The following is a 22,343-nucleotide window of genomic DNA, read 5'->3' on the forward strand; positions in this document are numbered from 1 at the left end:
GGGACGAGGAGCGCTCCCCACCCTTCCCGGGTGGGGAGCGCTCCTCGTCGTGCTCACCGGCCGCCGTCGCGCGCCCGGTCCAGCACCTCCTCCAGCCGCAGCGGGCTGGGCGGGTGGTGGCTCAGGCACAGCGGCGTCCGCATCAGGCGGAACCCGAAGGTCTCGCCCGTGACGTAGAACTGGCCGCGCTCCAGCCGCGAGATGTCACCCACCGAACTGCCCTTGGCCCGGGCCATCTCGGTGGCCGCGTTGATCTGCGCCGGGCTGTTCAGCCTGCCGAAGAACTGCGTCGTCGCGTTGCCGACGACCTGGTTGTGCACGCCCTTCGGCGCCTGCGTGGCCAGCAGCAGGCCCAACCCGTACTTGCGGGCCTGCGACGCCAGCAGGATCGTGCTCTGCGTGCTCGCCGTCCACCCGCCGGACGGCGCGATGGTCTGCGCCTCGTCCATCACCACCAGGCCGCCGAGCGGCCGGTCCGCCGCGGGGTTGCGCTTGACCCAGGCGAAGACCTCCAGCTGGAGCTGGCTGACGAACCCCTGCTTCTGCTCCTCCGACGGCAACCCGACGAAGCTGATCACCGAGATCCGCGCCCGCTTGCCCGGCGTGGGGGTGAACAGCACGGCCGGGTCCGTGGGCTCGCCCGCGCCGCCGAGCAACGGGTCGTTGACCATGGCCGCGCGCAACGTCTCCGCCAGGTCCGCGCCCGTCGCCCGGGCGGTGCTGAGCTTGCTCACCCCTTCCGGCAGGTCGTCCAGCACCTCGATGAACGCCGCCAGGTCCCGCCCGCCCGTGCGGGCGTAGTGCGTGAGCGCCTCCCGCAGCACCGCCTGGCCGCGCACCGCCGTCTTCGAACCGCCACCCAGCCTGACGTGCGGGATGAGCCGGGCCACCGCGGCCTCGACCGAGGCGGTGAACTCGTCCGCGTCCCCGCGCACCTCGGCGAAGTCGGGCAACGGGTGGAAGCTGAGCGGCCGGCCACCGGCGCGGCCGGGCGTCCACACCACCACCTCGGTGTTCGCCACGTACTCGGCGGCGCGGTCGGCGTCACCGGGCAACCAGTCCGCGGGCGGCTCCGGCCACGCGTCCCCGAGCCGCGCCAGGTCGTTGTTCGGGTCCAGCACGATCGCCGACACCCCCCGCAGGGCGCACTCCTCGACGATCCGCCGGAGCAGCACCGTCTTGCCGCTGCCGGAACCCGCGAACACGATGGCGTGCTTGCGCAACGACTCCAACCCGATCCGGATCTCACCACGCAGGCCGAGCGCGATCTCCGTCGACGACAGCGCCGCTGCCGGCACCTCGACCGGCTTCTCGACCGCTTCCCCCGACGCGACCGTCTCCTCCTGCTGCGGCGCGACCGGTTCCACGGGCGGCGGCCGCGTCTCCTGGTGGCTTGCCGCCGACCGCCCCGGCTGGGGCAGCACCTCCCGCAGGAACGTCGTCCGGCTGGCGGGCTTCCGGGCCATCAACCACGCCAACAGCTGGTGCGTCTGCGTGGACAGCATCTCCTTCAACGCGCTGAGCGTCCGCAGGTCGTCGTCGGAGATGTCGATCCGCCGGCCACCGGCCTGCTCCAACTGTGCGACCTCGGCCCTGGTCTTCGCGCCGCTCCACCCGTCGTCGCCGTTGCGGAGCAGGACGAGGTGCCGGTTCCGCGCGCCGAAGCGGGCCGTGTCGCGGACCTTCCGCATCCGGTTCAGCACGGTGCGGCCGTGGGCGCTCGCGATGAGCCGGAAACCCCACCGCTCGTCGGTGTCCAGGTCCTCGTCCAGGGTGCGCAGCAGCCGGGCGTGCACGTCGCTGCCGCCCTGGAGCTGCTCGGCCTGCCACACCATGTCGTCGTTGCCGACCTCGTTGATCCACGACTTCAGGCCCGCCAACAGCAGCCCCGGCATCACCTCGTCCTCGTTGTGCACCTTCAACTCGGCCGCCGTGATCTCGGCCTTCTCCCGCAACCGCTGGAACCGGGCGTCGAACTCCTGGAGGTACTCGGGTTCGCCGCCGTCCGGGTCGGCGGGCGGCGGCTTGGCGACCTCCTCGTCGAACGAGGTCAACTCCCGGATCTCGCCGTAGAGGCAGGCTTCGGCGTGCGCTTCGATGTGCCTGAGCAGCTGTCGCGGTGTCCGCGGCACCCAGTTCCCGAACGCGCTCGCCGCCACGGGCCAGGTCGGGTGCGGCGGTGTCACGTCGTTGCGGCGGTACCGCTCCCCCAGCCACCGCTCCACCAGCGCGCGGCCGACCTCCGGATCGGTGATCGCACCCAGGATCGGGGTTTCCGCGAACCGGTCCCGCACCGTGTCGCTGGCGTAGTCGTGCAGCTTCTTCCACGTGTTCGGCAGGCAGGCCACGATCGACAGCGTCCGCCGCGTCTTCTCGCGGAGCTTCATCAACCCGTCGGCGATGAGCGGCAGCTCCTTCTTCAGCTCGGCCGTCGTCGTCCGCGCGTCGGTCTCGTCCTGGTCGAGGTTGACGAGGGTGTCCAGCTGGTCGATCGCGATCACGCAGGGACCGGTCATGGCGAGGACGCGGGAGATGTCCCGCACCAGCACCTGCGGCTGCTTCGCCCTCGGCAGGAGCCCCCACTCGCGGCTGCCCTCGGCCAACCCGAGGAGGTGCGACATGCCGATGTCCGCGTGCTCGGAGGCGTAGAGCACGAGCGCCCGGATCGTGTCACCGCACTCGAACGCGATCCGGCCGTCCACCTCGCGCAGGTGGTTGAGGAACACGTCCAGGTCGTGGGGCGTCAACGGGGCCGAGCCGGTGATCGGCCCCACCACCGTCGGCGGCACCCCCGCCAACGCGCAGAGCTGCCGCAACAGCACCGTGAGCTGGAGTTCGCCGTCGTCCGTGCTGCGGCGCAGCTCGCTGCGCATCGCCTCGGCGACGTCGTTCCAGAACTCCGCGCCCGTGGTCAGCTCGATCAGGAAGAAGTAGCCGCCCTCGCGCTGCACCATGCGGCGCACCGAGCCGAGCAGGTGGGTCTTGCCGACTCCCCTCCGGCCTTGGAGCACCAGGCCGATGGGGCTGGGCCCGGTGCTGCTCGCGGCGTTCGCGATGCCGGCCCGGATCCGGTCCTCCGCCTTCGGGTGCAGGCCGTCCACGTGCGACGGCGAGGTCTGCCAGACGTCGTCCGGCGTCTCCGCGGAGTTCAGGCGGAGCGTGGCCAGAGCCTTGCGCTGTTGGTCGGTCATGATTCCTCGATCGCCACCAGGTGGTTGTCCTCGCCGGCGATCCGGATCGCCGCCGCGTGGTCGGCCTCGGTCAACACCTTGCGGTTCGAGTCCGGGGCCAGGTGGACCGTGCCGGTCTTCACCATCTCCAGCAGCACGGCGTCCACCTCGTCCCGGTCCGCGCCGTTCAGCTCCGGCCGCAACCGGGCGAGCCGGACCCAGTCCTGCGGCTTCACCGACAGCGCCTGGTACGCGGCCCGGATCACCGACTCCAGGTCCGCGCCGGAGCGGATCACCTCCGCCAGGGTGTTGCGGCGCTGGTGGTAGCGGATGAAGAGCTTCAGGACCGCGAAGTGCGCCCGCGACAGCGGCCCCGACTTGGTCGGCGGCTCGCCCGCGGCCAGGTCGTCCATGCACCAGGCGATCCCCTCGTCGGTGATCCGGTGCCAGAGCCGGTTCTTCTCCTTCCACGACTGGAGGAGGCCGATCTCGTTCAGCCTCTCGCGGCCGTCCCTGCCCAACCTGACCTTCAGGTCGCGGTCCAGCTCCACGTTGGCCACGTCCCGGTTCTCCAGCATGAGCACGATGAGCGCCGCGCGTTCGTCGTTCCCGAACTTCTCCGGCATGGTGCCGCCTTTCAGTTGGTGGACGCGTCGATCCGACGGTCGATCCGGTCGAGGAGGGTCTTGATGTCGGCCAGCAGGCCGTGGGAGGCGATGAACCGGCCGTCGTCCGCGTGCGACTTGGACAGCACGCCGAGGTCGGCCGAGAAGTCCCGCAACGCCGCCAGGTCGCCGTTGTCCAGCGCGGTCGCCATGCCGTGCACGGTCTCCTCGACCAGCGACAAGCGGCCGACGGACGGCAACCGCTCCGGCACGGCTCGCAGCGCGGAAGCCGCGTTGCGCAGGGCCTCGGTGTCCCGGTCGACCGCACCGGTGATCATGCCGTGCAGCTCCCGCGCCACCCCCGGCCCGAACTCCAGGTGACGGAGGTTGCGCAGGAAGCCGGGCAGGTCCTCGGGGTCCGTGCCGTCGGTGAGCACGCAGAACAACCGCCGCTGCCCACCGTCCGGCCCGATGGTGTGCCGCAGGAACCGCTCCACCTCGGTGACCTGCCACCGGCTCAACTCGCGGTCCACCACCAGGCACAGGTGCTCGGCCAACTCGCTGGTCCGCTCGAGGATCTCGAGGTCCCCCGACGACGACCGCTCGACCCGCACGTCGAGGCCGCGCAACTCCTCGACCAACCGGTCCGCGACGGACAACGCCGACCGCGGGCTCGACACCAGCAGATCCAGCTCGAACCCCCGGTGCCGATCCCGCGCCGACGCCACGTAGGCGTCCCGGTTGTCGTCCAGCACGTCGGTGCGGTCGAACTGCTGCGCGAGCACGGCCGCCACCGTCTCCAACGCGAAGGACACCTGCCCGGCCGACGGGACCTGCTCCTCCAGCACGGACAACTGCTCGCCGAAACTCCAGTAGGAGACGTACGGCAACGTGAGATGGCGCAGCATCCGGTCTTCCGGCACGCTCTTGACCAGCCAGTTGCGGAAGAACGGGGCGACGACCTCGGTGCACCTGCGCCGCCACTCCTCGGCGCGCTCGTACTCCACCGAGCTGTCCAGCCGGGACAGGATCGGCAGCACCAGGTGTCGCGGCCGGTCGTAGGGCAGGCGGTCGCGGGCGGTGTCGGCGCGGCGCACCACGTCCACGATGTCCTTGAGGTTCTGCTCGTTGGCGGTGAACAGGACGGCCAGCCGGTCGGGCAGTTGCGCGGTGCAGATGCCGGCGATGTCCGAGATGCCGGTCCGGCTGTCGATCAGCACGAAGTCGTACTCCTCGGTCCACTGCGCGCGGCAGCGCTCCAGGAAGTCGGCGAACTCGCGCCGGTACAGGTCCTCCCAGTCGATGCGCTGCATCCGCTCCGTGTACGAGCTGTCGTTCCGGCCCGCGGCCAGCAACGAGAGGGTGTTCCCCTCGACGTTGACCCGCACCGCGTGCGGACGGGGGTGCGTCGCGCCCGCGAGGAAGTCGTAGGCGAGGTCGATCACCCCGCCCTCGGGCTCCTCGGCCATCACCGACTTGAAGTAGTGGTGCAGACCGGGGGCTTCGAGGTCCCAGTCGACGGCGAGCACGCGGTAACCCCAGCGGGCCAGCAGCACGGCGACGTTGGCGAGCGTGAAACTCCGGCCGACCCCGCCCTTGTAGGAGTAGAAGGTGATGACGGTCCCTGTGGTCATCAGAACCTCGGCAGAGGAGGTGAGGGGGACAGCACGGGGTTGGGCGGATCCACGTCGGGCCAGTCCGGTTGCCAGGGCGGGGCCTGCTGGATCAGGGCCGCGAGATCGGCGGCCAGCTTGTTGACCTCACGGTGGAAGCGAACGTAATCGTGGGTCTGCTGGTACACCGGATCGGGATAGGCGTAATCCTTGAAGTCGAGCCAGGCGCGGACCTTCCCCTCCAACGGGAAGTTCTCCGAATCCGCGAACAGGATCGGCACGACCAGCCCCTGGGGTCTTTCCGGACTGGCCAGGCCCAGCATCCTCTCCCGCTCCAACATGCTGTGCCACTCGGCCATGCACCACGCGGACTCGAAGTACTGCGGGGTGAGCAGCTGGATCATGATCTTGCTGTGCCGCAACGCGTGCCGCAGGCTGGACGGCCAGTGCACCGCACGCGGCATCTCCTTGTCGACGTAGACCTTCGGAGTCGGGGCGAGCTGGTCGGCCAGACAATCCGTCAGTTTCTCGTAGAAGTGGTTCAGCAGCCATTTCTGCACATTGCCACGTCGGGCATAGCTGATGAACAAGTCGAACTCGTAGCCGGACACGCGGCAAATCCTAGGCACGGATCCCGCTCCGAAAAAAGACAGAAAAGTGGGCAATCGGCTCCACACGGGCCAAAAACTGGACAAACGCGGACCGGAAGCGCACCGCGGTACCGCGCGCTCACCCCCGAACGGCCGGGAAAGAACCGCCGGAACCTGTCGAACCCGTCCACCGGGACACCCGCCGGCGCTACCCTTCGTCGGATCCGATACCCGTTCTCCCGCACGGGGACGGATCCGGGCTTCCACACGACCGCATGGGGCAGGCGTTGAGCGAGTACCAGTACTACGAGTTCGTCGCGGTGGACCAGCCGCTCGACGCGCGGGCACAGGACGACGTGCGCGCGCTGTCGACCCGTGCCGAGATCACCGCCACCACGTTCGTCAACGAGTACCACTGGGGCGACTTCCGCGGTGATCCGGACCGGTTGGTCGAGGACTACTACGACGCGCACCTCTACTTCGCCGACTGGGGCACCCGACGCCTCATGCTGCGCGTGCCCCGCACCGTGCTCGACCTGGAGGCGGTCGAGCCCTACCTCGTCGAGGAGCAGGTCGACGCCTGGATGACGGACACACACCTCGTCCTCGACCTGCACAGCCACGACGAGACCGACGAGTCGGACTACGACCTGGAGGACGCGCTGTCCACCATCGTCGGCGTCCGAGCCGAACTCGCCACGGGCGACCACCGCCCGCTGTACCTGGCATGGCTGGCCGGCTACGGCGCCTGGGAACGCGACGAAGACGCCTTCGACCGCGACGCCGACAACCACCAGGAACCACCGGTGCCTCCGGGCCTGCGCACCCTCACCGCCCCACAACGCGCCCTGGCCGACTTCCTCCGCCTCGACAACGACCTGCTCACCGTCGCCGCCGAAGCCGGCCCACCGCTCCACGAGCCCACCGACGACCCGACCGAACTCGCCGCCTGGCTCGCAGCCCTACCCGAACCCGAGAAGGACCGCCTGCTACTCCGCGTCATCCAAGACCAAGCCACAACCGTCCGCCTGGACCTCCTCCGCCGGTTCCGCGACCACACCACCGGCCCCACCGCACCACGACGGCGCACCGTGGGCGAACTCCTGGACGAAACGGCCCGCCGACGCGCCAAAACCTGAGCCGCGTCGCCGAGCGCCTGGTGTACGGGTTGGCCACCACCTCCGGGGCCACGGCGGTGCCACCCGGCGCAGCGCTGAAGACCCCACCACCCCATCACTTTCCGGGCCCGAGTGGCATCGGGCCGTAGACTCCGGCGGCCAACGCCGACGAAGTCCGGCCGTTGCGCGAGCCCGCGGGAGGAGATCGCATGCAGGATCCTTCGGAGTCGATGGAGATCGCCGCGCCCGGGCAGAACGCCCGCAGCGATACCGCTGACTTACCCGGTGCGGGCGATCCGACGACGGTCCTGGTGGAGGTGCTCCCCGGGGTGGCTGTCGTCGCGGGTGAGGTCCCGGCCGAGCTGAAGCCCGACCTGATCGACTTCGGGATCGTGCCGGCCGGCGACCGCAAGCAGATCTCAGCGATCCTGGCCTCGATCGGCAACGCGGCGACCGTGGTCGGCAACTTCGGGAACGCGTTCGCCGGCGTGCAGGGACTCTTCAGGATCGGCACCACGGCGCAGGCCCTGCTGAACAGCGGCGCGACGCTCGCCGTCAAGGACGGCGGCAACCTCGGCGCGGTGATGGTCTCCGGACGCATCGTGCACCAGGCCCGCTTCTACCCCGTGACCGCGCTGAGCAAGGCGCAGGTCGCCGCGTCGGTCGGACCGGCGCTGGCCATGATCGCCCTCCAGGTGATGCTGAGCGAAATCTCGGGCCTCGTCAGGACCAACCTCGAGGTGACGAACCAGGTCCTCACCGCCCTCCGCAAGGACCAGTGGGCCGAGCTGAAAGGGCTCGTCGCCGCCATCGAGCGGGCGGTCGACCAGGCGCGCGAGATCGAGTCGGTCCCGACGTCCCTGTGGGACGACGTCGCGGGCAGCGGAGCGCTGCTGCAGAAGCAGCTCGAGCTCTACCGGCGGAACGTCCGCGACCACGTCGCGGAGATCGGTCGGGCGGACACCCGCGACCGCCGCGGTTATCTGCGGACGAACGCCGAGGCGATAGCCTTCGACGTCCACGCCCTCCTGTCCTCTCTCAACGCATGGACCGGCTACCACGCCCTTCGTGCCGCAAGGGCAAGAGCCGCCGGACGCGAAGACGCCGCCGAGGCGCACTACGCCGAGGTCATCGCGCGCGACACCCGAGCGGAGTTCGACTCCACTCTCGCCGAGACAACAAGCCTTGTCGACGCGCTGACGCGGGAACTGCGCATCAGCGTCGAACTCCGCCTCCCCGACACCTGGCCGCTGCCGGGAAGGCGGAAAGACGTGAAGGCAGCCCGCGAAACCACCGCCCGCCTCCTGGAGGCGATCGAACCCCTCGCCGACGCCCTCCATCCACCGACCCCTCCGCTCGAAGCTCCCGACGTCGTCTGCGCACCCGAGTCGCTGGATCCGGAGCCGTACCTCCGCATCCTGCGATGGCTCTTCGAGGACGGCGAGACCCTGCGCGCCCTCGCCTTCCCCGACCAGCCCGACAGCTCCGACCCCGTATCCGCGATCGTCGGCGGAGCCAAGTACATGCTGGCGTCGGCAATGGACAAATCCTCGGCGAAAACAGTTATCGCCGTCACGGATCGCCGCATCATCACGGCCAGGACAAGCGCATTCCTCGAGCAAGCCGAAACCGGTCAAGAGATCCCCATCGACCAAGTCCGATACGTCCGCACGACGACCACGCAGGACAAGACCGCACGCCTGGCGATCGACCTCATCACCCGCGACGAGAACATCCGGTGGCTCTTCCACACCGACATCGACAACACCCGAGCAAACGCCCTCGCCGCCGTGCTGGCCGAGTCGATGATGATCCCGGACGCTGAACGCGATGCGCTTCAACGACTGCGCCACGCCGCCATCGGGATGGGCGAGACCGGCGAGTTCTCTCCCGAACCGAGTGGATCGGGAACCACAACCTAATCATCCCGTAATGCCGACTGCGACGAAGCGCGGCCAATACGAGCTGACCCTCACTCTGCCAGCGTGGTTCAGCTATTTCCCTGACCAGCACAAACAGAGAACCAGCACGTCAGCCGGTGCCGTGCACTGCCGTTCGAAGCCGTCGCACACCGTTCAACTCCACCGGCTGCTCCAGATTTGCTCCACGCACAGCGGTGTGAATGACGGGGTGCTCCGGCTCACCTGCCGCACACCACATCACCCCTTCGACATACCGACCAGCGGTTCGAGCACGTCGAACGCCGACTGCCGGGTCAGCTCCTCATGGAACCGCTGGTTCCGATATCCGCGCAAGCAGCCGTAACAAGAGGTCTCGGCACCGCAGTCGCAGTCGCGGACCCGATCCCGCGCCGCCTCGACGACCCCATCCAGCGCCTCGGCGATGCGCAGGACTCCACCAGCACCTCCGGGAACGGTGTCGAACAGGACGATGCCGATACCGCCGCCCGGACGCGGGTGAAGGGTGCCGTCGATATCATCCCTGTTCAGCTCCAGTCGCTCGGCCGCACCTTCGAGCAGGGCGTACAGCAGCGATCGCCAAGCACCAGGGTCGGGTGTCAGAGGCCCGACCAGGGGACCGAAGGTGATATTCATCAGGTCCGTCTCGTACGGGTGAGCGAGTGAGCGCTGCCTCATCGGCCCCGTGCACTCGGTGCCCCGGAGCAAGTGCTCGTGCGTCGATTTCGGCCTACTGCCATTGAGCGCACGACCGGCACCGCACCAGTCGCAGATCAGGTATCCCGTGCGGTTAGGCCCCTCGGAAAGGGCGATCAACCTGCCGCGCGACCCTGCCACTACATCCAAAGTCCCACCGGTGGGCGCCAGCCAGGTGGTCGTCGTGGTCGCCTCGGCCGCCAGCGCGAGGACGTGGGTCGCCCCGTTCCAGCTCCGCTTCGGCGGCGTGGTGGTGGTTCGACGCGGTTCCGGTTCCGCGACGAAGCCGAACTCGGGGACGTAGTACTGCCTCGGCGCACGGGTCGCGATCACCGAGCACGAGGGGCAGGTCGGGTCGATGTCGTCCTCGCCCTCCCAATAGTGCCGGCAGTGCTCGCACACGAAGTAGTGCTTGCCGATCAGCTCCCGGTCGGGAAGTCGGTAGACGCCTCCCGAGCGCCACAGGTGACCACCTGCTACGACCTCGCCTCCTGGGGCGTACTCGTGAATGGCCGCGGACAGGTCGCGCGTGAGTTCCAGCTTGCGGCCGACCGGGGAGCTCGAGTAGGTGGTGCGCAGCTCGACGGTGTCGACGGGAAACCCGTACTTCGGCAGGACGTTCCGGTTCGCGAGGAAACCCAGCAGATCCCGCTTGGTGAGCGTGTTGATCGCCATCTCGTAGCGGGTGACGAGGTAGCCCTTCCGGTCCTCGAAAGCCCGCAGCCTGCGCTCCTCGAAGATCGAAACGTCCTGGACGAGCTGGACGCGGACCTCCTCCAGCAGCTTGCTCAACTCATCCACCCACGCGTCGGTGTCCACGCCGATCTCATCCCGGACTCGCTCGGGAAGGACGCGGACCAACGACTGGCGAACCTCCGGTGGGACAGGTGAGAGGAACGCGTGGACGCGCGTAGACGGCGCCCGGTCACCGAGGAAGAAGTCACCAGCGGTCGACCAGGTCTCACCGGCGGTCCGCTTGGTGTGCCGGAAGAACGCGGACAGCGCGATCGAGTGGGCGTGGCGCCGGTCGATCCGCTCGTTGCCGAGGGGCACGTGTGGCGCCCGCGTCTCGCCCGCGATCATCGAGACGGGGTCGGCGTAGCGGGTGAGGTCGTGGGAGCGCCGCTGCGCGTAGGTCACCACCAACGCCGCCGAGTCGGTGCGCCGGCCCGCCCGACCGGCGCGCTGCACGTAGTTCGCGGTCGTCGGGGGCATGTTCCGCAGGACCACGGACTGGAGTTCCCCGACGTCCACACCGAGCTCAAAGGTGGTCGAGCACGACAGGATGTTGACCTGTCCGTTGACGAACCGCTGTTGGATGTCAGCGGCTTCCTGGCTGGTCCACTGCGCGGTGTGCTCCATCGCCAGCATGGGCACCGGGTTCATCGACGCGTACATCAGCCGGTAGTGGTTGTCGTCCTCGGCTGCGGGCGGAACGGTGAACTCGTGGAGCCGCCCCGAACACCCGAGGGTGGGGCAGACGCCCCGAACCGAGAGTGACGTGATCCGCCGGCAGAGGTCGCAGCGGTGCACGGGACGCGTCGTCGATGCCAGCTTGAGCCAGGTGTGGTCGATTCTGCGGACCGTGCCGAGTCCGCGGATGTTCTCCGTGGTCAACCATCCGTCCCGCCAGCTGGTGATCAGTTTCCAGCACCCGCGCAGGAGTGCGGCGGCGTCCATGTCCGAACCCAATGCCCGCAGGACGCGGTCCGCGTAGTCGAGTCGACGGTTCACCCCTCGCGTGGGCAGCCAGCTCAGCACCTTCCGCTTGCGTTCGGCGCCGTCCTCGCGAACGTAGATGGGCCCTCGGCGTGGATCGAACGCCTCGTCGTTCGGGTCGACCCCCTCCGGCATGTCGAGGACGCCTTGCTGTCGCAGGCTGCGCAGCAGTTCCTCCAGGAACGCCCACCCCTCGTCCTCCGTGAGCCCGAGGGCACGGAGAGGTGGGGGAAGTTGCCAACCGGGGCCGCGGCCCATCTCGACCCGGAGCAGTCCCAAGCCCTCCAAGGACTGGCGGTCGTCGACGGACACCAGTTCCTGCATGATCCACAACAGGACTTCGCGCTCCCGCTGTTGACGAGACATGCGGCGGGTGAAGACGCCGGCGCGATCGGCCGCTTTCGCCGTGTGGAAGGCAAGGTCGGGGATACTGGCCGACTCCTCGTCACCGGTCGCCGCAGCCAGTCCTTTCAGCAGGAGCGTGCGGTGCTGGATGCTCGAGTAGCTCGTTTCCAGGTAGGGCGCGAAATACGCGGCAGCTTGCCTGCTGTCGCTGAACGTCAACAGTTTGCGACCTTCACCGGGCTGATCGGCCAGGTCGTCGTCGGGTGACGGCGGTTGCGCTTGGTAGAGAGCGGTCGCCAGGACGGATACCGCCGCGTCGTTACCGCTCTCGAACAAGCGCACCATGCCGGACTGGCCCCTCGCGCCGCACGAGGCGCATCCGCTGGGCGAGTCCTCGTGCGTGTCGAGCAGCCGGACAAGCCAAAGCAGGTCGCCGGTGCAGCCCGCCTTCCCGCACTCGGTGCGCGGGGTGGTGTGGAGCGTGCCGCACGACACGCAGAGATAGCGGTCCTGAGCGGTGAGGGGACGAGTGTCCTCGAGCGCGTCGTCGTCCTGGTCCACCAGCATCGGCGCGTCACCGAGCAGCAGCCAACCTTTCCTGCCCTCTCCGCCGGCGCGCGGGACGAACCGGTCACCGTTGAGCACCGTGCCGGTGAGGTGGACGGCTCCGCACCGCTTGCAGGCACCGAACTCGAATACCGCACCATCACAGGACGGGCACGTCTCGTGCCGGCCAAGGGACACGTGCGGCCCGGATGAGGTCAGGCAGGTGAACGCGCCTTCGGTGGCGCGGGCGAACAGGTGGTAGCGAGCGGACAGCACCGGGGAGCCACCGCTGTCGTGGACCGCGCTCCCCACCGCGACCATCGCCGCCAAGACCTCGCGCGGGTGTTCCTCCTCAGGCAGCAGTTCGATGGCGAGCGCGTCGAGGGTGTCCGGACGTTGAGCCAGTTTGGTCCGCAGCTCAGCCATGCCGAGTTCGTGAGCGAGCGCCGCGCCGGCGTCATCGGCTGCGAACCCGTGCTCCTTGGCGAGTCGCAGGATCTCTGCCCCGGGATCGGTTTCGAGGGAGAGTTCGAGGTAGGCGGACCCGGAAAGCGGTCCCCAGAACGGTCCCGTCGGCATCTCCACGCGGGCTGCCCGCACCAGGTCTTGGCGGGTGGGGTCGTCCTCCACCCAGTCGAAGGGGGCGTCGAACAGCTTGGTCGCGAAAGTCATCACCTTGACCGGGTCGTCTCCGACGGTCGCGCTCGTGGCAATGCACTGCACTTTCGCATCCGGTGCCACCCGGTCACGCAGCCTGCGCAGCAACATGGCGACCTCGGCAGCCTTGGCTCCGTCGTAGACGTGGGCTTCGTCCAGGACGATGTACCGCCAGCTCCGTCCCTCGAACAGCTCCAGGTCGGCCGGTCGGAGCAGCAGGTACTCCAACATCGCGTAGTTGGTCAACAACAGGTGTGGGGGCTGCGCCCGTATCTCCTCGCGGCTGAGCAACTCATTCGGCAGGCGCGACTCCCCCGGGTTGAGCGCCTCGAAGGACTCGACACCTCGACGAACGTTGTCCGGCGTGTCCCCCGTGTATCGACCGAACGTGATGGCGGGGATGTCCGCCAGCAGACTCCTGAGCCGCTTGAGCTGGTCGTTGGCGAGGGCGTTCATCGGGTACAGAAGCAGGGCGCGCACCCCCGGTCCGAGCTCGCCGCGTGCGTGTTCGCCGACCAACGAGTCCAGGACGGGGAGCAGGAAGCTCTCGGTCTTGCCGGATCCCGTGCCCGTGGCCACCACGAGGTTGCGGCCTTGTGCCGCCTTGTGCAGCGCCTGCTCCTGGTGTCGGTAGAGCGGACGGTCGAGCGGCAACGCCCGGCTGCCCAGGTCAGCGAAGGACGGGCTGAGGACGCCCTGGTCGATCAGCTGGCGCAAGGTGGCCCCGGTGGCGTACGGCGGTGTGGCTTCGAGCAGCGGCCCCTTGGTGAGCATCGGGCTCCGGGCGATCTCCTGTGCGAGTGCGGTCGCGATCCGCTGCTCCCGGACCGGGAGCAGGGAGCCCAGGTACCGCCGGTAGCTCTCGACGATGAGCTCACTGGTCGCCAGGGAGTCCAAGGTGCGGCTCACTCCGCTCCTCCTCTTCATGCGTGATCAACAGCTCGGCCAGCACCAGGTCGAGCACGGCCAGTTCAGGAGCGATTTCCGCCAAGCGCGCCCACACTTGACGAAATCCCCGCTCGACACTGCGACAAGCTGGAACCCCTCTCGCCGCGAGCCTCGCGACGATGGCGAACGCGGAGGACGCGGCCGGGATGGCCCACCACCCCGTCCTGCCCGCCGGTGGCTTGCGCGCCTCGATCTGGGCCCGGAGCACCGGTCGATCCGCCACCAGGTCCGGCAAGCTCCTCAGCCACGTCGAGGCCGACTGCCCGACCTTCCTGACAACGTCTTCGTCACGCCGGTCGAACAGCCGGCGGGCGGCCACTGCCCTGTTGTCGGCGTCCAGCAAGCCGTGCGGCACCACCTGTGCGGCCCGCCACAGGCCCTCCAACTGTTGAGGCGACATGGCGGTCAACGGAACCACCTCGGGGCCGAACCGCCCCACACCCGCGTGCGGGTCTTTCCCCTCAGCGACGATCACGTCGACGGAGTCACCGCACTGACGGCGAACGGAGTGGAGGCACTCTTCGTCCGCGGCGGCTCCGACCAAGGCTCCGGCCAGGGGCGACACCGCCCAGAGCCGCCGTGCCGCTTCCGCGTGGTGGCTACCGGGCACGAGAGAGGATGCCAATCCGGCCGAAATGACGGCGGTCACGGTCTCATCCGGCGTCAGGTGCAGGCCGACCAGCGCCTCGAGCGCATGGATGGTGTTCCACCGCAACGGGCGCGCGCACGCGTCCCGGAACTCCTCGACCTTATCGACTTGGCGCAGCCGGGGTGCCAGGTGGATCAGCGTCCACAGCCGGCTGAGGTCCTGGACATTCCCTGGAAACTCGCTCCCACCCGCGACGAACCGGGACAACGCCTCCTCTTCCGGATCCTCGGCGGCCAAATGTCCTTCGCCGGGCACCGTTGTGTACCGCTCGGGCCAGCTGGGCCACTCGACGGGCACCCAGGGGTCGTCAACGCGCAGCTCCACCAAGAGCGGCCCCGCGTGGCGCAACTCCGGTGGCAGGAGAACACTGCCGTCGCCAGCTACCGGCACGACAGCCGGACCGCGCCACGGCGCCGTTGTCGCATAGACGCCGGCGGTGAGTCCTTCCATCAGGACCGGCTCGACCAGCTGGAGGTGGTCGTCCGCTCGCCGGATGCCCTCCGCGAGCCGGCGTGGCCGGACGGTCGCCACTCTGACCGGCGTCCCACCGAAATCGAGCACCAGCTCCGCGCCGTGGTGTTCGGCGACTGTGTCCGCGATGCGGACCAGGCTGTAGCGCGCCGTACCGGCCTCGACCCGACCACTCGGCGGCACTGTCTGGACGACCGCACCGGGCACGACCACCTGGAGCGGTGGGATGGTGGCGGCCCCGGGGATGCGGACCAGCAGCTCGCCGGGTTGATCGGCGAACACATCGGCGGCGATGCGCAGCGACCCGGCCGACCAGACCAGCGACTGATCGGCTTGCTCGTGCATCACCTCCAGGTGCGGCGGCGTGACGACCAGGGGTTCGGTCTCGGCCGAAGTGCGGTACTCGACGACCTCAGCCTTCACGTCGGAGGCGAAGTCGAGGACGCGTGGAGCAGCCGTGGCCCCGACCGGTGCGATCAGTTCCGCCCGCCCGCGTTCGAGACCGCGTCCCTCGAAGAGGCGGACCCCGGGCTGGAAACGGCCTTCCAGCCCTTCCGCGACGAACAACGTGCGGTTCGCCCCGCGACCCAGCGGTCCGCGCACCGTGATGTCGAAGGACCCCAGGACCGGTTGCGGCAGATCGTCCCACAATTCCGCGAACGACTCCGGTGCTCTCACGGTACGGCTCGTGGACAGCACGGGGATGTCATCACCGCTTCGTCGAAGCTCGATGGTCCACTTCGTTTCCGCGTCCTCGCGACCCGGCAACCAGATGACGGGGAGTTCGGAGTGCACAGGGGTGCCGTACGGGGTGGTGATACCGACGACCGGGCGACCGACCTCGACTCGCGGCCGTTCATGACCTCGGATGGGACGCCTCGTGGCCGGGATACCCGCCAGCTCCAGGGAGCGGACGCCAGCCAGGCGCACTTGTCTGAGCCTCCATCCGATCCACCCGAGTGGGAGTTGGCCCTCGATGGTGACCCGGAGCGGACCGTCCGCGACCAGTTCGTGCTCGTCCGGGTGGACGACCCACACGTCGTCGGGGGGTAGGGGCATGTTGGCCGCAAAGCGCCTGCCGTCGGCCGCGAAAGCCAGGAGCGGTGACTTGGCGTCCACCACCGTCAGCTCTGTCCGGTCACCGTCACCGTCCTTCGCAACCACCACCGTGCGGACCGGCTGCAACAGCGTGAAAGCGGAGGGCGGCACCGACTCCGCGAGGCCTGCCCACTGCGCCTGGCTGCGCACCGTCCTGGTGGTGCCGTCGGCGGTCACCGTCCACGCAGCGGAACCGCCGACCATGTCATCGAGCGCGGGCAGGATCACCTCGACGCCGCGTCCGAACGGGTCGAGCCCGATACGCGGCCGTTCGGCGCGACGGCGGCTGGATGCACTGGAACGGCGCGGCTGAGGCCGCAGGACGCCGACGGAAACGAGTTCCTGGGCGCGGATCACCACCCTTGCCGGCAGTGCCACGCCCTCCAGGTCTGGGTTGAAGTCACCGAGCCGGTCCAGCAGGTCGTAGGTGCGGCCCACGAAGTCGAGTGCGTAGTCGCTTCCGTGCTGCAGGAACCGACGGGCCGGTACGTCCAGTTCGTTGAGCCTGTTGGGCACCGCGGTCGCCCAGTCGAGGAATCCTTCGGGGTCGAGATCCGGGTCGAGGGCCCTGCGGTGAGCGACGAGGTGGAAGTAGTCGTCCAGGCAGTAGGTCGGGATGCCCGTGTGCATGAGGATCGGTCCCACGTACTTGGTGCGCATCTCCGCGAAGTCCGGCATGCCAAGCCGTCGGACCGCGCTGTGGAACCCCTGCCCCCAGGTGACCCGATCGTGCTGGTCGCCGTCGTACGCCAGGCTCCTCCACAACTCCGGCCACAGTTCACCCTGTCGGTATTCGCGGGCGGCGATCCCCGTGAGGGCAACGGCGACGCAAGCGGGCCAGCGCGTGAAGACGACTTCCGCGTGCCCTCGGGCGACCCACTTGTCGTACATCCGACCGAGGGCCTTCGCCGCCTGTCGGGAGTGCTCGTCCTTGACCTCCAACTCCGCCACGAGGGAGCACCCCCGAAGGGGGGAAGACCACTGCTTTTCCCGAATGTCGAGCAGCTCGTCGGACGAGACTTTCCGGGGCGTACCGACAGTCGCGCTTCGCCCTACGACCATCGACAGCCTCCTCGCACGGTCTGCACCGTTGACCGACTCATCGCCAGGGCGCACCGACCGTTACACCGCGCATCCGAAAGACAACGACTCCTCACAACAGCAGCGGACAGGCCGCCCGCTCGCAGCAGGCCCGACCAGAACATCACGAGATCGCGAAACCACCTTCCCGGTGACGGTGAACGAGTATTTCCCATTCGCCGTTGCTCGCACGTGGACAAGGCCGCTGCTTTCAAGGGTAGATTTCCCGCACACATTCCCGGATGTGCCGTCCGGCCTCCGCGATACGCAGCGGGTGCAGCGCCCCGACCACCCCACCAACGCCGACTGCCCCTCTTCTGCTTCGCGCCCCCCGGTTAGGGCGGTTCGGGGAACCGGATCGGCCGCGTGTCGCAGGCGGGCAGCGCGACTACACCGGCCGACGCGTGATCTTGAGCAGACTGCGGAGCTTCTCCAGGGCGCGGTGCTGGGCGACGCGGACCGCGCCCGGCGTCGTCGACAACAGTTCAGCCGTCTCCGCGGCGGATAGGCCGAGCACCAGCCGGTACACCAGGATTTCGCGCTGGTTCTCACTCAGGTGCCCCAGCAGCCCCTGCACGTTCCGCAGCAACTCCGTCCGCAACGCGCTCTGCTCGGGACCGCCGCGCTCGTCGCGGACGTCGGGGAGTTCGGCCACGGGCGTTGTCCGGTCCCGTCCCTTCCTGCGATAGAAGTCGGCGACCTTCCGCCCGGCGATGCCGAAGACGAACGCGCCGAACCCGTGCCCTTCGTCCCGGTACGACGGCAGCGCGGTCAGTACCGCGAGCAGGGTTTCCTGCGCCACGTCATCGGCGGAGGCATCGGTGCCGCTGCCGCTGATCCGGCCTCGGCAGTAGCGGACGACGCGAGGCCGCAGACGGGCCAACAACTCGTCGGTCGCCTGCCGGTCTCCGCGCACGGCGGCCTCGGCGAGGACGTCGAGGTCAACGTCGGAGCCGATGCGTGACGTCATCAACTGGCCTCCAGTACGGGAACTTCGGGGTGGTGTTGACGGGACTATGTAAGCACTGGCTCGTGTACACAGTCAACAAGATTTGCGTCCTGAGCTATGCTCACAGCCGTTTCTCATGGAGGTGGGCATGCCGGAAGACGCGCTGGTGACAGCCGCGGAGATCGCCCGCTTGGCGAACGTGGGCCGAGCCGCGGTGGGCAACTGGCGGAAGCGGTACCCGGACTTCCCGGAGCCGGTGGTCGGCCCCGGAGGCTCCCCCGCGTTCCGCCTGGTCGAGGTGGAACGCTGGCTGCGAAGACAGCGGAAGCTGACCGACAGCGAACCCGCGGACGCCCTGTGGCTCGCGTTGGACGCCGGTCGGAACGACACGGACACCCTGGAACTGGTCGCCGACGTCGCCACTCACCTGCGCGACCCGAACGCCGCGAGGCTGCCCGATGAGGTCCGGGAACTGCTCGACGACCTACCTGGGCAGTCGTCCGACGACCTCGTGGAGTCGCTCACCGGTCGGGTGTTCGAACGGCAGCAGCGCCAGCACCTGGTCACCCCGGACGACCTGGCCCGGCTGATGGTCGAACTCACCGCCCCGGTGGCGGGCACCGTGCTTGACCCGGCGTGCGGCGCAGGAAACATCCTGCGGGCCGCGGCACGAGCTGGAGCCGACCGACTGGTCGGCCAGGAGATCAACGCCACGCTGGCCCGGCTGGCCCGGGCCCGGCTGGCGGAACCGGTGCCGGCGGACATCGCGACGGGTGACGCGCTGCGCGCCGACGCCTTCACGGACCTGCACGCCGACGCCGTCGTCTGCGACCCGCCCTTCGGCTACCGGGACTGGGGACACGACGAACTGGGGATCGACCCCCGCTGGGAGTACGGGTTCCCGCTGAAGGGCGAACCCGAGCTGGCGTGGGTGCAGCACTGCCTCGCCCACGTGAAGCCGGGCGGCTTCGTGGTGCTGGCGCTGCCAGCCGGCGTGGCCTCCCGCCGGTCGGGCCGGGTGATCCGGCAGGCGATGCTGCGCCGGGGCGCGGTCCGGGCGGTGATCGCGCTGCCCGGCGGGGTGCGGATGTCCACCGGCATCCCGATCCACCTGTGGGTGCTGCGCAAACCGGACGCCGGTGGCGTCGGCCCCGTCCTCCTGGTGGACATGGGTCACCACCAGCCGACACGGCGCGGCCAGGTGGACTGGTCCGCACTCGCCGACGAGGTGCTGGGCACCTGGCGCGAGTTCAGGGACACCGGGACGGTGGAGGAGGTCGCCGGCAGGCGGCAGGTCTTCGAACCGATCCACCTGCTCGACGAGGACGTCGACCTCACCCCCGCCCGACACCTGCCGCAGCCGCAGCCGGCAGTAGATCCACGCGCGCTCGAACGCACCAGACAGGACCTGGCGCGGCTGCTAAAGGAGCTGGGCGGTCTGCTGCCGGAGTTCTCCGTCGCCTCGCAGGGTCCGCAAGCGACCACGACGATCAACGACCTCGCGCGCGCGGGCGCGCTGGTGGTGCGCCAGCAGGTCAGGCCGCTGCCCGTGGACGAGGCCGGCTCGGGTCCGCCGGTGCTGACCGGACGCGACGTGGTGACGGGGAGCGAACCGGAGGGGCGCTTCGCCGGCACCGAGGACGACGATCCGATCCACCTGCTTCCCGGCGACCTGGTGGTTCCGCTGGTCGTCGCCGAGCACGGGCGGCACCCGACCCGGGTGATCGACGTCAACGGCATGGTCCTCGGACCGGGCCTGACCCTCGTCCGGGTGGACCCGGGCAAGCTGGACGCGCACTTCCTCGCGGCCCAGATCCGCGTCAACAGCGGTGCCCGGACGAGCGGCGCGACGTTGTCGGGTTCGCGCCGGATCGACGTGCGCCGCATCGAGGTCCTGGTGCCGGACCTAGACCGGCAGCGACGACTCGGCGCCGCGTTCCGGCGCCTCGACGCGTTCGAGTCGACACTGCGCCTCGCCGCCTCCCTGGGAGCGGACCTGGTCCACCAGTTGGCCGAGGGACTCGCCCGCGGAGCCGTGCAGCCACCCGAGTAGAAACGTCCTCTGCTTCCCCGACGACATGCCGGACGTCCCGCAGACCCCCGAGGGAGATTTTGTGAGCAGTACGCACACGAGGTTGGCGAGCTTGATCTGGTCGGTGGCCGACCTGTTGCGCGGCGACTACAAGCAGTCCGAGTACGGCAAGGTGGTCCTGCCGTTCACGGTGTTGCGCCGGCTCGACTGCGTGCTCGCGCCGACCAAGCAAGCGGTGCTGGAGCGCAAGGCCAAGCTCGCCGAGCAGGGCGTGCAGAACCTGGACATGCTCAAGCGCGCCACCGGCGGGCTGAGCTTCTACAACACCTCGAACCTGGACTTCCAGGCCGCCGTGCGCGACCAGGACAACGTCGCGGACCACCTGAAGTCCTACATCGGGGCGTTCTCGGAGAACGCCAGGGAGATCTTCGAGGCGTACGACTTCACCGCCCAGCTGGGTCGCCTCGACGCGGCCGGCCTGACCTACCAGGTCGCCTCCAAGTTCGCCGAGATCGACCTCAGCCCGGAAGCGGTGGACAACCACCAGATGGGCTACGCGTTCGAGGAGCTGATCCGGCGCTTCTCGGAAATCTCGAACGAGACCGCCGGTGAGCACTTCACGCCGCGCGAGGTCATCAAGCTCATGGTGAACCTCCTGCTCGCCCCGGACGAGCAGGACCTGCTGACGCCCGGCGTGGTGAAGACCGTGCTGGACCCGGCGTGCGGGACCGGCGGCATGCTCACCGCCACCGAGGACTTCATCCTGGAGCACAACCCGCAGGCCAAGGTCGTGCCGCACGGCCAGGAGCTCAACGCCGAGTCCTACGCCATCTGCAAGTCCGACATGATGATCAAGGGCGAGAACGCGTCGAACATCAAGCTCGGCAACTCGTTCAGCCACGACAAGCACTACGGCAAGACGTTCGACTACCTGCTGGCCAACCCGCCGTTCGGCGTGGAGTGGAAGAAGGTCAAGGACGACGTCGAGAACGAGGCAAAGATCGGCTACGCCGGCCGGTTCGGCGCGGGGTTGCCGCGCATCAACGACGGGTCGCTGCTGTTCCTCCAGCACATGATCCACCACATGAAGAAGCCGGAGCAGGGCGGCTCGCGCCTCGCGATCGTCTTCAACGGCTCACCGCTGTTCACCGGGGCCGCCGAGTCGGGCGAGTCGAAGATCCGCCAGTGGATCCTGGAGAACGACTGGCTGGAGGCGATCGTCGCACTGCCGGACCAGCTCTTCTACAACACCGGCATCTCCACGTACTTCTGGATCCTCACCAACCGCAAGGACGAGGCGCACCGGGGCAAGGTGATCCTGCTCGACGCGCGGGAGCACTGGGCGAAGATGCGCAAGTCGCTGGGCGACAAGCGCAAGTACATCCCGGAGGAGGACATCGCGAAGCTCACCGAGCTGTACGGCGAGGCGCTGACCGCCGCCGAGGACGCCGAGCACCCGATGCACGAGAAGGTGAAGGTTTTCTCACCTAGGGACTTTGGCTACCGGCGGATCACCGTCGAGCGACCGTTGAAGCTGCGGTTCGAGGTGACCGAGGAAGCGCTCGCCGAGCTGGAGATGGCGAAGCCGCTGGCGAAGTACGAGAGCCGGGAGAAGCTGATCGAGGCCCTGCGCGGACTGGTGGACAAGCCAGCCGCGTTCCGCAAGGTCGACTTCGCCAAGATGCTGAAGGAGATGCTGGCCCCGCTCGGCAAGCTGCCCGCCGCCGTCGACAAGGCGGTATGGGCGGCGGTGTCGATCAGCGACCCCGAGGGCGAGTTGCAGCTCGACGCCAAGGGCAAGCCGCTGCCCGACCCGGACCTGCGCGACAACGAGAACGTCCCGCTGGACGAGAACATCGACGCGTACATGGGCCGTGAAGTCCTGCCTCACGTGCAGGACGCCTGGGTGGACCACTCGAAGACCAAGGTCGGCTACGAGATTCCGTTCACCCGGCACTTCTACAAGTACACGCCGCCAAGGCCGCTTGAGGAGATCGACGCCGAGTTGAAGGACCTTGAGGGGCGGATTCAGCACTTGCTGAACGAGGTGACAGAATGAACTGGGATTACGTTCCTCTTCGTTATTTGACTCACATGGTAAACCGAGGGACGGCACCAGACTACGTCGACGTCGGCCC

11 protein-coding genes are annotated in these 22,343 nt (G+C 68.8%); 4 read left to right on the plus strand and 7 right to left on the minus strand.

Annotated elements, in window-relative coordinates:
• Positions 1–53 precede the first annotated feature (53 nt).
• The 4 genes from ACWEFJ_RS16810 to ACWEFJ_RS16825 are packed head-to-tail and all read right to left on the minus strand — an operon-like array spanning position 54 to position 5,999.
• Positions 54–3,191 carry a helicase HerA domain-containing protein gene (locus tag ACWEFJ_RS16810; protein WP_449714259.1) on the minus strand — a complete coding sequence of 1,046 codons (3,138 nt, stop codon included), beginning with the start codon at positions 3,189–3,191 and terminating at the stop codon, positions 54–56.
• A complete protein-coding gene (locus ACWEFJ_RS16815; RefSeq protein WP_449714260.1) occupies positions 3,188–3,796 on the minus strand; it encodes a hypothetical protein in 609 nt (202 codons plus the stop codon). Before ACWEFJ_RS16815 ends, ACWEFJ_RS16810 begins: the two co-directional genes overlap by 4 nt.
• An 11-nt stretch (positions 3,797–3,807) precedes the next feature.
• Positions 3,808–5,409, minus strand: a complete 1,602-nt coding sequence (locus ACWEFJ_RS16820) for a tyrosine-protein kinase family protein (RefSeq protein ID WP_449714261.1) — start codon at positions 5,407–5,409, stop codon at positions 3,808–3,810.
• On the minus strand, positions 5,409–5,999 hold the full coding sequence (locus ACWEFJ_RS16825) for a toll/interleukin-1 receptor domain-containing protein (RefSeq protein ID WP_378091152.1): 591 nt from the start codon (positions 5,997–5,999) through the stop codon (positions 5,409–5,411). Before ACWEFJ_RS16825 ends, ACWEFJ_RS16820 begins: the two co-directional genes overlap by 1 nt.
• 254 nt (positions 6,000–6,253) lie before the next feature.
• On the opposite strand from ACWEFJ_RS16825, the gene ACWEFJ_RS16830 reads away from it, so the two are divergent.
• Positions 6,254–7,117: a hypothetical protein gene (locus tag ACWEFJ_RS16830; RefSeq protein WP_449714262.1), complete on the plus strand. Its 864-nt coding sequence runs from the start codon at positions 6,254–6,256 to the stop codon at positions 7,115–7,117.
• Between the two features lie 188 nt (positions 7,118–7,305).
• A complete protein-coding gene (locus ACWEFJ_RS16835; RefSeq protein ID WP_449714263.1) occupies positions 7,306–9,018 on the plus strand; it encodes a hypothetical protein in 1,713 nt (570 codons plus the stop codon).
• A gap of 237 nt (positions 9,019–9,255) precedes the next feature.
• Here ACWEFJ_RS16835 and ACWEFJ_RS16840 read toward each other — a convergent pair whose 3' ends face one another.
• From ACWEFJ_RS16840 to shbA, 3 genes are all read right to left on the minus strand, one after another.
• Entirely contained in the window at positions 9,256–13,887 is a 4,632-nt protein-coding gene (locus ACWEFJ_RS16840) for a DEAD/DEAH box helicase (RefSeq protein ID WP_449714264.1), read from the minus strand.
• On the minus strand, positions 13,853–17,095 hold the full coding sequence (locus ACWEFJ_RS16845; protein ID WP_449714265.1) for a hypothetical protein: 3,243 nt from the start codon (positions 17,093–17,095) through the stop codon (positions 13,853–13,855). The genes ACWEFJ_RS16840 and ACWEFJ_RS16845 overlap by 35 nt, the downstream gene beginning before the upstream one ends.
• Before the next feature lie 517 nt (positions 17,096–17,612).
• Positions 17,613–18,194, minus strand: coding sequence for an RNA polymerase sigma factor ShbA (gene shbA, locus ACWEFJ_RS16850; protein ID WP_449714266.1), 582 nt, complete (start codon positions 18,192–18,194; stop codon positions 17,613–17,615).
• A 127-nt stretch (positions 18,195–18,321) separates the two neighbouring features.
• Here shbA and ACWEFJ_RS16855 point away from each other — a divergent pair, with 127 nt between their 5' ends.
• Entirely contained in the window at positions 18,322–20,226 is a 1,905-nt protein-coding gene (locus tag ACWEFJ_RS16855; RefSeq protein WP_449714267.1) for an N-6 DNA methylase, read from the plus strand.
• Between the two features lie 61 nt (positions 20,227–20,287).
• A complete protein-coding gene (locus ACWEFJ_RS16860; RefSeq protein ID WP_449714268.1) occupies positions 20,288–22,264 on the plus strand; it encodes a type I restriction-modification system subunit M in 1,977 nt (658 codons plus the stop codon).
• Positions 22,265–22,343 lie beyond the last annotated feature (79 nt).

It is taken from the genome of Actinosynnema sp. NPDC004786, assembly GCF_053601135.1.